This window comes from Actinomycetospora callitridis (assembly GCF_028737265.1).
Taxonomy (GTDB): Bacteria; Actinomycetota; Actinomycetes; order Mycobacteriales; family Pseudonocardiaceae; genus Actinomycetospora; species Actinomycetospora callitridis.
The window spans coordinates 270,447-281,699 of sequence record NZ_JAQZAK010000005.1 but is presented as its reverse complement, the minus strand read 5'-3'; the positions used below and the strand labels follow the sequence as shown (position 1 = coordinate 281,699).

The 11,253-nt window shown below is 77.3% G+C and carries 10 protein-coding genes; 7 read left to right on the top strand and 3 right to left on the bottom strand.

The window, feature by feature from the left end:
- Nucleotides 1-17: 17 nt before the first annotated feature.
- Entirely contained in the window at nt 18-1,454 is a 1,437-nt protein-coding gene (locus PH191_RS18705; RefSeq protein WP_274196124.1) for a serine/threonine-protein kinase, read from the bottom strand.
- 130 nt (nt 1,455-1,584) lie between these two features.
- Here PH191_RS18705 and moeA point away from each other — a divergent pair, with 130 nt between their 5' ends.
- From moeA to PH191_RS18685, 4 genes are all read left to right on the top strand, one after another.
- Nucleotides 1,585-2,799 carry a molybdopterin molybdotransferase MoeA gene (gene moeA / locus PH191_RS18700; RefSeq protein ID WP_274196194.1) on the top strand — a complete coding sequence of 405 codons (1,215 nt, stop codon included), beginning with the start codon at nt 1,585-1,587 and terminating at the stop codon, nt 2,797-2,799.
- A gap of 358 nt (nt 2,800-3,157) precedes the next feature.
- Entirely contained in the window at nt 3,158-3,922 is a 765-nt protein-coding gene (locus tag PH191_RS18695; RefSeq protein WP_274196123.1) for a phosphatidylserine decarboxylase, read from the top strand.
- Between the two features lie 8 nt (nt 3,923-3,930).
- A complete protein-coding gene (gene pssA, locus PH191_RS18690; RefSeq protein ID WP_420791829.1) occupies nt 3,931-5,076 on the top strand; it encodes a CDP-diacylglycerol--serine O-phosphatidyltransferase in 1,146 nt (381 codons plus the stop codon).
- A complete protein-coding gene (locus tag PH191_RS18685) occupies nt 5,073-7,382 on the top strand; it encodes an AAA family ATPase (protein ID WP_274196121.1) in 2,310 nt (769 codons plus the stop codon). Before pssA ends, PH191_RS18685 begins: the two co-directional genes overlap by 4 nt.
- A gap of 30 nt (nt 7,383-7,412) precedes the next feature.
- Here the strand turns inward: PH191_RS18685 and PH191_RS18680 are convergent, their stop codons facing one another.
- Both PH191_RS18680 and PH191_RS18675 read right to left on the bottom strand, forming a co-directional pair.
- Nucleotides 7,413-8,186 carry a LytR C-terminal domain-containing protein gene (locus PH191_RS18680; RefSeq protein ID WP_274196120.1) on the bottom strand — a complete coding sequence of 258 codons (774 nt, stop codon included), beginning with the start codon at nt 8,184-8,186 and terminating at the stop codon, nt 7,413-7,415.
- 72 nt (nt 8,187-8,258) lie between these two features.
- A complete protein-coding gene (locus PH191_RS18675; RefSeq protein WP_116707140.1) occupies nt 8,259-8,558 on the bottom strand; it encodes a DUF3263 domain-containing protein in 300 nt (99 codons plus the stop codon).
- A 142-nt stretch (nt 8,559-8,700) separates the two neighbouring features.
- Between PH191_RS18675 and PH191_RS18670 the strand changes: the two genes are divergently transcribed.
- From PH191_RS18670 to thiD, 3 genes are all read left to right on the top strand, one after another.
- Entirely contained in the window at nt 8,701-9,288 is a 588-nt protein-coding gene (locus PH191_RS18670; RefSeq protein WP_274196119.1) for a peptide deformylase, read from the top strand.
- Between the two features lie 167 nt (nt 9,289-9,455).
- Nucleotides 9,456-10,364 carry a S1C family serine protease gene (locus PH191_RS18665; protein ID WP_274196118.1) on the top strand — a complete coding sequence of 303 codons (909 nt, stop codon included), beginning with the start codon at nt 9,456-9,458 and terminating at the stop codon, nt 10,362-10,364.
- Nucleotides 10,365-10,416: 52 nt separating this feature from the next.
- On the top strand, nt 10,417-11,250 hold the full coding sequence (gene thiD / locus PH191_RS18660; protein ID WP_274196117.1) for a bifunctional hydroxymethylpyrimidine kinase/phosphomethylpyrimidine kinase: 834 nt from the start codon (nt 10,417-10,419) through the stop codon (nt 11,248-11,250).
- The last annotated feature ends 3 nt before the right edge of the window (nt 11,251-11,253 follow it).

Genomic DNA, 11,253 nt, shown 5'->3' with positions numbered 1-11,253 from the left:
GGTCCCGGGTGTCGGGCTCAGGCCAGGAGCAGGACGAGCAGCACCACGAGCACCAGGAGCACGGCGGCCCCGGCGAGGGCGACGACCCGTGGCGGAACGGGTCCCGTGTTGCGGGCGAACGACCCGTCGCGGTCCGGGGGCACGGGGTCGCGCAGGCGCATCGGCGGCGCGACCGACGACCGCGTCAACGGCCCCGGCGGCGGGCCGGGAGGTCCCGCCGGGCCGGGGTGTCCGGGCCGGTCGGGCGCCGGGAACGGGCCGGACGGCGGACGCCCCGGAGCCGGGGGCCCGGACGGCGCACCCCGCGGCGGGGTCGACGGCGGGGTCGACGGCGGGGTCGACGGCGGGGTCGACGGCGGGGTGCTGCTCGCGGGTGCCGCGACCGCGGCCGACGCGACCTCCGCCTCGGGCGCGGACGGCGGCCGGTCACCGGCGGGGGCGTCGCCCGGGGCCGACGCGGTCCCGTTCGTCGCGGCCCCCACGGCAGGCACGGGCGGCACCGGGGCGAGGGGGGCGACCGGGGCGACCGGACGCACCGGCGGCACCCCGGCGCGGCGGGGCGGGCCCGCGGCGTGGCGACGCGGCGGCGGACCGACCAGCGGCGCCGGGCCCGGGACCATCAACGCACCCCGGGCGGCCTCGATCACGGCGCTGGCCGACTCGTGGCGGCGCGGGCGATCGGGATCCATGCCCCGGTGCACGACGTCGTCGAGGCGCGGGTCGAGCCCGGCGAGCTCGGCGGCCGACGGGACCTCGCCGCCCAGGTGGCCGTCGATGACCTCGGTGACCGAGCCCAGGTAGGGCGCGCGGCCGGTGAGGCAGGTGAAGAGGACGCAGGTCAGCGAGTAGACGTCGGTGCGCGCGTCGACGGGCTCGCCGCGCAGGTGCTCGGGCGCGGCGTAGGTGGGCGAGCCGAGGAAGTCGCCGCCCGAGGTGCGGTGACCGGTGGCGCCGCGGCGGGTGAGACCGAAGTCGGCGAGGTAGACGTGCTCGCCGGCGGACTCCCGCGTCGTCACCAGGACGTTGGCGGGCTTGACGTCGAGGTGCACGAGGCCGCGGGCGTGCACGGCGTCGAGCGCGTCGGCGACCTGGCCGAGCAGGCGCAGCGTCCGCGCCACCGTGAGCGGCCTGCCGTCGATGACGCTGGCGAGGTCCGGGCCCTCGACGTGGCGCATCGCGATGTAGAGGTGGCCGTCGGTCTCGTCGAAGTCGTAGAGCGGCACGACGTGGGAGTGGTCGACGGCCGAGGTGTTGCGGGCCTCGTCGGTGAAGCGCTCGCGGAACTCGCGGTCGGCGGCGAGGGCCTCGTCGATGACCTTGAGCGCGACGCGGCGCCCCAGACGGGTGTCGGTGGCGCGGTAGAGCACGCTCATCCCGCCGCGGCCGATTACCCCGTCCACGCGGAAGTGACCGAGCCGCTGCCCGGTCAGGTCCTGCGTGTTCCGGTCCGCCACGCCGATGACCCTAACGCCGCGGGGGTGCTCCCCCGGACCGGATCGCGGGGCCCGATCGCGAGGTCACGCGGCGGGCGGGACGATGCGCGCCGTGACGGGACACGGGCACGACCACGGCAATCCCTCGGCCATGCGGCCGGTCGCCGAGCACGCCGAGGCCGTGGCTGCCCTGCTGGGGCCGACGGCGACGGAGACGGTGCCGCTGGCCGGGGTGCTGGGACGGATCCTCGCCGAGGACCTCGTCTCCCCGATGGCGCTGCCGCCGTTCTCCAACTCGGCGATGGACGGCTACGCGGTGCGCAGCGCCGACCTGGCCGACGTGCCCGCCGAGCTGCCCGTCGCCGCCGACATCCCCGCCGGGCGCACCGACGGCCCCGCCCTCGACGGCGGCACCGCGCACCGGATCATGACCGGCGCCGCCGTGCCGGACGGCGCGGACGCGGTCGTGCAGGTCGAGTGGACGGACGCCGGCACCGAGCGGGTGCGGATCGAGCGGGCGGTCGCCGCCGGGCAGAACGTGCGGGTCGCCGGCGAGGACGTCACCGCGGGCCAGGTCGTGCTGCCCGCGGGCACGGTGCTCGGCCCGGCCCAGGTCGGGCTCGCCGCCGCCGTCGGCGCCGGGACGCTCGCGGTGCGCCGCCGGCCGCGGGTGCTGGTGCTCTCCACCGGCTCCGAGCTCGTCGCCCCGGGCGAACCGCTGCGCCACGGCCAGATCCACGAGTCGAACGGGCCGATGCTCGCCGCGGCGGTCGCCGACGCGGGCGCGGTCGCCGAGCTCCTGCGGTTCGTGCCCGACGACGTCGACCAGTTCCTGGGCACCCTCGACGAGGCCCTCGCGGCCCGCGCCGACGACCCCGTCGACCTCGTCCTGACCTCGGGCGGGGTCAGCGCGGGGGCCTACGAGGTGGTCAAGGACGCCTTCACCGACCGCGGGATCACGTTCGCCAAGGTCGCGATGCAGCCGGGCATGCCCCAGGGGCTCGGGCACCACCACGGGCCGACGGGCGACGTCGCGGTGGTGACGCTGCCGGGCAACCCGGTCAGCTCGCTGGTGTCGTTCGAGGTCTTCGTCCGCCCGGTCCTGCGCGCCGCGCTCGGCCACCCGCAGCCCGGCCGCCCGCGCGTGCGGGCCCGCCTGTCCGAGCCCCTGGACTCCCCGCCCGGGCGCCGCCAGTTCCGTCGCGGGCGCCTGAACGCCGTCGACGGGACGGTGACCGCGGTGGGCGCGCCGGGCTCGCACCTGCTCGCCGCGCTGGCCCGCGCGGACTGCCTGCTCGTGGTCGGCGAGGAGACGACGCGCGTCGAGGCCGGCGAGGTCGTCGAGGTGTGGCTCCTGGACGGGTGATGCGCGTGGGGCTCGATGGAGCCCCGGGCGGGGGGCTCGATCGGGGGTTCACCCGCCCGTCGAGCGTTTCGGTTGCGCCGTTGGGGCGACCCGCACTTCCGCCGTGACGCGACATCGGGCACCATGTGTGACAGGTGTCATCGACAGCGTCTCGACGCGTCCGGGCACTTGACCGGGTGGGCCCCTCACAGGACCAACCGCTTGTCGCTGGGGAGCGGACGAGCGGTTCCCGGCCGGGGTCGCCGACTCGGGGGTTGGCGGCCCCGGCCCCATCCCGGGCCTTCCCACCTCGTCGCACCTCCCGCCCGGCCGATAGGTTTCCTGCGCGCGCCGTCGACGAGAGGGATCCGTACCGACGATGGTCCTGTCCGACCACTCCCCCCGAGAGGCCGACCGCCCGTCCGGCCCGCCCGGCGGCACGGTGCGCCACGCGTTGACGCTCGTCCGCGACACCCTGCCCCCGCTGCACCCCGGCGGCCGGCCCGTGATCGGCGCGGTCGCCGCCGCCGCGTTCGGCCTGCGCGCCCTGCGCGGGCGGGGCACGTTCGCCGCCCTCGCCGTCACCGCAGGCGTCGCCGCCTTCTTCCGCGCGCCGCACCGGCAGACACCGCGGCGTGCCGGCATCGCGGTGGCGCCCGCCGACGGCACGGTGAGCCTCGTCGACACCGCCGAGCCGCCCGAGGACCTCGTCGCCCTCGGCCTCCCGCCCGGCCCGCGACCGCGGGTCAGCGTGTTCCTCTCGGTCTACGACGTGCACGTGCAGCGCATCCCGGTCGACGGCCAGGTCCAGGCCGTCGAGCACCGTCCCGGCGGCTACCTGTCCGCCGACCTGCCCGCGGCCAGCGACACCAACGCCCGCACCGCGATGTGGGTGCACGGCACCGACGGCCACGACCTCGCCGTCCTGCAGATCGCCGGGCTGGTGGCGCGGCGCATCCTGTGCGACGCGGCGCCGGGCGACGAGGTGCGGGCGGGCGACGTCTACGGGCTCATCCGGTTCGGCTCGCGGGTCGACCTGCTGCTGCCGCCGGGCAGCACCGTCCGCGTCGAGCCCGGCCAGCGCGCCGTCGGCGGCGAGACGGTGCTCGCGGATCTCCCGGACGCCGGGACACTGCCCCGGTGACGCCCGACATCGCCGAGCGCAGCGGCGGCCGCGGGGTGCGCCTGCTGCCGAACGCGGTCACCGTCCTCGCGCTGTGCTCCGGGCTCTCCGGCGTGCAGTTCATGCTCACGGACAACCGCGCCGCCGCCCTCGCCGCGATCACCCTCGCCGCGGTGTTCGACGCCCTCGACGGGCGCCTGGCCCGTCTCCTCGACGCCACCAGCCGCATGGGCGCCGAGCTCGACTCGCTGTCGGACTGCATCTCGTTCGGGGTGTCGCCCGCGCTGATCCTGTTCCTCTGGACGCTCAACGACATCCGCATCGGCTGGGTGGTCGCGCTCGCCATGGTCGTCTCGGCGGCGCTGCGTCTCGCCCGGTTCAACACGCTCTCCGACGACGAGGAGGCCCCGCCGTACGCGGGCGAGTTCTTCGTCGGCGTCCCCTCGCCCGCCGGCGCGCTCGTCGCGCTGGCCCCGCTGGCGCTCGACGTCCAGCTCGGCCCGGGCTTCTGGTCGCAGCCGATCGTGGTGTCGGTGTGGACGGTGATGGTCGGCGCGCTGATGATCAGCCGGGTGCCGACGGCGTCGCTGAAGAGCGTGCGGGTCCCGCCGCGGCTCGTCGCCCCGCTGCTCGTGGCCGTCGCGCTCGCCGCCGCCGCGCTGGTGACCTTCCCGTTCGTCGTCTACGCCGTCGCCGTCGGCGCGTACCTGCTGCACATCCCCTACGCGGCCAACCGCTACCGCTGGCTGGGCCGCCACCCCGAGGTCTGGCACGTGCCGCCGCGCCAGCGTCGCGCGGTGCGCCGCGCCCACCGCCGGCTCGGGCTGGCTCCGCCCCGGCGCCCGCTGCGTCGACGGGTCGCGGGCGCCGCCGCGCGCGCCGGGACCGCCGCCCGCAACATCGGCCGCGACCGGGACCGCGACCGCAACGGCGACGGCGACTACCCCCGCGAGTTCGACTACCAGCGGGACTACGAGCGCGACCGCGCCCGCGGCCCGGAGCGCACCGGCCCGCTGCCGCCGCCGCCACCCGCCCAGAGCGGCATCCCGGGCGGCCGTCGCCCCCGGGGCTCCCGCCGGCTCGGACTGCGGCGGCACCGGGACGACCGGCACCGCGACGACCGGCACCGCGACGACCGGCCCCGCGATGACCGGCCCCGGGACGACCGGCCGTGACCGCGCCGAACGGGGTCGACCTCCTCGCGCGTCTCGGCACGTCCGCGGGCGACGCGCGTCGCGGGGTCGTCCGCCTGCACCCCGAGGTCATCACCGCCCTGGGCGTTGAGGCCTGGGGCGCCGTGCGGGTCACGGGGGCGCGCACCACCGCCGCCCTCGTCGCCCCCGCCCCGGCGCCGGCGGCACCGGGCGCGGCGGTGCTCGACGAGACCACGATGGTCAACGCCGGCGTCGTCGACGGCGCCACCGTCGGGGTCGCGGCCGCACCGGTGGCCGTGGCACGCGGCATCGAGCTGGCCGGCTCCCGCCTCGCGACCGTCGCCCTCGCCCCGGAGACGCTGCGCCTCGCGCTGACCGGCAAGGTCCTGCTGCCCGGCGACACGCTCTCACTGCTGCCCCAGGACCTCGCCCCGACCCCGGGCTCCGACGCCGCGGGCGCCCGGCGCGGGCTCGCGGCGGCCCTGGGCGGCACCTGGACCACCGAGCTCGTGACGGTCACCGCCGCCGAGCCGCCCGCGGGCGCCGACCCGTCCGCGGCGCTCTGCGTCGGGCCGACGACGGTCGTGCGGTGGCGCAACGGGGCGAGCACGGGCACGGCCGCGGGGTCGTCCGCCGTGCTGACGCAGGCCCGGCCGACGCAGGTCGCGGAGACGCAGGCCGCCGGGACGCGGGCCGCCGGGACGCAGGCCGGGCCGGTCGTGGTCACCGAGCCCGTCGAGTCGGTGCCCACCGAGCCCGTGGTCGCGGTCGCCGACCTCGTGGGGCAGGCCGACCCCGCGCGCCGTCTCGGCGAGTGGTTCGACCTCGTCTTCCGCCGCCCCGAGCTGCTCGAACGCCTCGGCGCGGCCCCGCGCCTCGGCGTGCTGGTGAGCGGGCCCGAGGGCGTGGGCAAGACGACGCTCGTTCGCTCCGTGGCCGCCGACACCGACGCGCGCGTGGTCCGCCTGGACGGGCCGGGCGCCGCCGCCATCGAGGCCGGCGCGGCCGCCGCCCGGGTGCGCGAGGCCGTGGACGACGCCACCTCGTCGATGCCGTCGGTGCTCCTCGTGACCGACGCCGAGGTGCTGCTGCCGGCCTCCGAGCCGCCGCCGCTGGCGACGCTGGTCCTCGAGTCCCTGCGGGGCGCGGTGAACACGCCCGGGGTGGCGCTGGTCGTGACCTCGTCGCGGGCCGAGTCCCTCGACCCGCGGCTGCGCGGCCCCGACCTCGTCGACCGCGAGCTGACCCTGCCCGCCCCGGGCGACCGCGACCGCGCCGAGCTGCTCCGGGTGCTGCTGCGCGGGGTGCCGCTCGCCAAGGACGTCGACCTGGCCTCCGTCGGCGCGCGGACCCCGGGCTTCGTCGCGGGCGACCTCGTCGCGCTGCGGCGGGAGGCGGCGGTCCGGGCGGCGCTGCGGGTGGGCGCCGGCGAGGACGACCCCACGCTGGAGACCGACGACCTGCTCGGCGCGGTGACCTCGGTGCGCCCGGCGTCGCTGTCGTCGGGCTCGCAGACGCTGTCCTCGGGCGGGCTGACCCTCGAGCGGGTCGGCGACATGGTCGAGACGAAGCAGGCGCTCACGGAGACGGTGCTGTGGCCGCTGCGCTACCCCGACTCGTTCGCGCGGCTCGGGGTGTCACCCCCGCGCGGCGTGCTGCTCTACGGGCCCCCCGGCTGCGGCAAGACGTTCCTCGTGCGGGCGCTGGCCGGCACGGGCGCGCTGAACGTGTTCGTCGTCAAGGGCGCCGAGGTGCTCGACAAGTACGTCGGCGAGTCCGAGCGGGCGGTCCGCGCGCTGTTCCGCCGGGCCGCGGCCGCCGCGCCCGCGCTGGTGTTCCTCGACGAGGTGGACGCCCTGGCGCCACGCCGTGGGGGGTCCACCGACGCCGGGGTCGCCGACCGGGTCGTCGCCGCCCTGCTCACCGAGCTGGACGGCGCCGAGCCGCTGCGCGACGTCGTCGTGCTCGCGGCCACCAACCGCCCGGAGCTCATCGACCCCGCGCTGCTGCGTCCCGGGCGTCTCGAGCGCCGCGTGTACGTGCCGCCGCCGGACGCCGCCGCCCGCGCGGACATCCTGCGCGCGTCGTCCCGCGACACGCCGCTCGCCGACGACGTCGACCTCGACGCGCTGGCCGAGGACCTCGACCGCTACTCGGCGGCCGACTGTGCCGCGCTCATCCGCGAGGCGGCCCTGACGGCGATGCGGACGTCGCTGGAGTCCACCGAGGTGTCGGCGCGCGACCTGGCCACCGCCCGCGAGGCCGTGCGGCCCTCGCTGGACCCCCGGCAGCTCGCCGCGCTCGAGGCCTACGCCGGAGAGAACTAGCTGCCGGAGAGAACTAGCTGCCGGAGAGGACTAGCTCGAGCCCCAGTTGTTGGTGGCGATGACGATGACGCCGGGCGAGGCGCTCTGGATGCCGTCGAAGCGGGGCTCCGAGCGCAGACCGAACTGGCCCGCGATGGCGCTCGCGGCGCCCTGCTCGTCGGTGCCGGGGCGGTAGTAGACCGTGCTCACGGGGATCGTGCCCCACGGGTAGTTGCCGACCTCGACGACGTTCCAGCCCTGCGCGCGCATCTCGCTCGCCGCGCGATCGGCGAGACCCGGGATCGTCGAGTTGTTGAACACGCGGACCCCGACGGCCGAGACGCCGCCGCCACCGGAGCCGCCGCCCGAACCGCCGGCCACCACGCCGCCGCCGCCACCGGGCGCGCCCGCACCGCCCGGGCCACCGGGAGCGCCGGGAGCGCCGGGGCCACCGGGACCGCCGCCGGGCACGATCGGCGCGCCGACGGCAGGGCCGCCGCCGGGAGCGCCGGGGGTGCCGGGAGCGGCGACACCGGGCGCGCCGGGTCCGCCGGGGACCGGGCCGGGAAGGGCAGGACCACCGGGCGTGCCCGGCGCCGGCGGCAGGCCGGCCTGGTTCGGGGCGGCGGGGTCGCCGGGCGCGGGGGCGCCGTTGGCGCCGGGGAGCGGTGTCGCGGTCGGGCTCGCGGGCGCGGCCGTGGGGCTCGAGGGCCCCTCCCCGCCGAGCGCGAGCAGACCGACCACGGCGGCCACGCCGGCGATCGCGAGCAGGACGATGCCCGCGATACGCATCCGCGAGGCGTCGGCGGACCCGGGCCCTGTCATCTCGTGCTCCCCTCGGCGGACCGTGTCCGCCCCGCTCGCTCGGCGGAAGACCGCCTCGGAGTCAGGAGAACATCAACGGGGCTCGACTCCGAGGCGACGCGCCGCACGGGCCCGCTGCCGGCTCTGACGGAGCCTGCGGAGGCGCTTCACGAGCATGGGATCGGCCGCGAGGGCCTCCGGACGGTCGACCAGGGCGTTGAGCACCTGGTAGTAGCGCGTCGCGGACATGTCGAAGAGCTCGCGGATCGCCTGTTCCTTGGCGCCGGCGTACTTCCACCACTGGCGCTCGAACGCGAGGATCTCCCGGTCGCGACGGTCGAGCCCGTCCGACGGCTCGTCCTGAGGAGGATGCACCCGTACGGCGTCCGCCACGCTTCTCGCCTCCCGCTCACCCGGCGCTGGCCCACGAATGACACGCCTGTCATTCGGGCCCCTCCATTCAAGCACGGCGCCCCGACAACGCGGGCGCTCCTCGCCCGCAACTCCGCCGAGCGGGGGCACTACGGTGCCCGCCGTGACCGTCAGGCCCGTCGTCATCGTCGGAGAACCGGTGCTGCACCGCCCGACCCGCGCGGTGACGCCCGAGGAGTTCGGCGGGGACTCGCTGCGCACCCTCGTCGACGACCTCTTCGAGACGATGGACGCCGCCAACGGGGTCGGACTGGCCGCGAACCAGATCGGCGACGACCGCCGCGTCTTCGTCTTCGACTGCCCCGACCCCGAGCTCGACGGCGAGAACCGCCGCGGCGTCGTCGTCAACCCCGTGCTCACCGCGGACCCGCCGCCGGAGACGATGCCGGACCCCGAGGACGACCACGAGGGCTGCCTGTCGGTACCCGGCGAGTCGTTCCCGACCGGTCGCGCCGAGCACGCCGAGGTCCGCGGCGTCGACGCCGAGGGCCACGAGGTCGTCGTGACGGGCACCGGCTACCTCGCCCGCTGCCTGCAGCACGAGACCGACCACCTCGACGGCGACACCTACCTCGACCGCCTCGTCGGCCGGTACCGGCGCTCCGCCAAGCGCGCCGTCCGCGACCACGGCTGGGGCGTCCCCGGCCGCTCCTGGATGCCCGGCGTCGACCCGGACCCCTTCGGCCACTAGCCAGCCGTCCACCCCAGACGCAGCGAACGGCCTGTTCGCTGCTTCTACGCGTCGAAACTCCCCGTTGATCACGAGACGCGCGCCGGCCCGGTGGAACGAGCCCACCAGCGTCCGCCCACAGCGGACAGGGCGCTCGCGAGCACGTGCAACGGTGTAAGCACGAGGGTGTGGACGAGCTTGATGCCTACTCCCGGACGGTCAGCGCGGTCGCGGCGCACGTGGGCCCGTCGGTGGCCGCGGTGCAGGCGGGCCGCGGCAGCGGGTCGGCGGTGGTCGTCGACCACGGGGTCCTGGTCACCAACGCGCACGTCGTCGGCGGGCACCGCGAGGGATCGGTGGCCTACGCCGACGGCACGGAGGGCGCGGTGACGGTGCGCGGCACCGACCCGCTCTCCGACCTCGCCGTCCTCGTCACCCCCGACCCCACCCCACCGCCCCTGGAGCTCGGCGACGCCGCGGAGCTCGTCGTCGGCCAGCTCGTCGTGGCCGTCGGCAACCCGCTGGGCCTGGCCGGGTCGGTGACGGCGGGCGTGGTCAGCGGGCTGGGGCGGGCGCTGCCGGTGCGCAGCGGCCGCGCGAGCCGGGTCGTCGAGGACGTCATCCAGACCGATGCCGCGCTCAACCCCGGCAACTCCGGGGGCGCGCTGGCCGACGCCTCGGGGCGCGTGGTCGGCATCAACACCGCCGTCGCGGGCGTCGGGCTCGGGCTCGCGGTGCCGGTCTCGGCCACCACGCGGCGCATCCTCGAGTCCCTGCGCGCCGACGGCCGGGTGCGCCGCGGCTACCTCGGACTCGTCGGCGCTCCGGCGCCGCTGCCGGCCGAGATCGCCGCGCGCCTCGGGCGCCCGCGGGGCCTGCGGGTCGCGGAGGTGGTCGCCGGCAGCCCCGCCGCCCACGCCGGACTGCGCGCGGGCGACCTGGTGGTCTCCGCCGACCGCGAGCCCGTCTCCGACGCGCAGGGCCTGCAGCGGCGCCTGTTCGCGTCCTCGATCGGGCGGACGATGCCGGTCACCGTGCTGCGCGGGGCCGCGATGGTCGACGTGCTCGCCGTCCCGACGGAGCTCGCCGACCACTGAGCTGTCTGCGCCCGGAGTTGCCTACCCGCGACCCGCGGGGTGAGCTGGCCGGGTGACCGCGGAACCACGCACCCCGCCCGTCGCCCTCGCGATCGCGGGCACCGACTCCGGAGGCGGCGCCGGCATCACCGCCGACGTCCGGGCCTTCACCGCGTGCGGGGTGCACGGCGCCGTCGCGATCGCGGCGGTGACCGTGCAGAACTCCGTCGGCGTCTCGGGGTTCCACCCGATCCCGCCCGACGTCGTCGCCGACCAGATCCGCACGGTGGCGGGCGACATGGGCATCGACGCCGCGAAGACCGGCATGCTCGCCTCGACGGAGATCATCGAGGCCGTCGTCGCAGCCGGGGACGAGATCGGGCTCGGGACTCGGATCCCGTTCGTCGTCGACCCCGTCGCCGCCTCGATGCACGGCCACCCGCTGCTGGCGCCGGACGCGCTCGGCGCGCTGCGCGACGACCTGATCCCGCGCGCCACGCTCGTGACCCCCAACCTCGACGAGGTCCGGCTGCTCGTGGGCGTCGAGGTCGTCGACGACGACACCGCGCGCGAGGCCGCCCGCGCGCTCGTGGGGCTGGGCGCCGGGGCGGCGCTGGTCAAGGGCGGGCACCTCGAGGGCTCGCCCGAGGTCGTCGACCTCCTGCTCACCGCCGACGGCACCGAGCACCGGTTCACCTCGCGGCGCCGGGAGACCAAGCACAGCCACGGCGGCGGCGACTCGCTCGCGTCGGCGGTGACCGCGGGCCTCGCGCGCGGGCTCCCGCTCGTCGACGCCGTCGCGCTGGGCAAGGCCTACATCACCCGCGCCGTCGAGCACGCCTACCCGCTCGGCGCCGGCCACGGCCCGGTGTCGGCGCTGTGGTCGGTGGCCGACTGGGAGCCGTGAGGA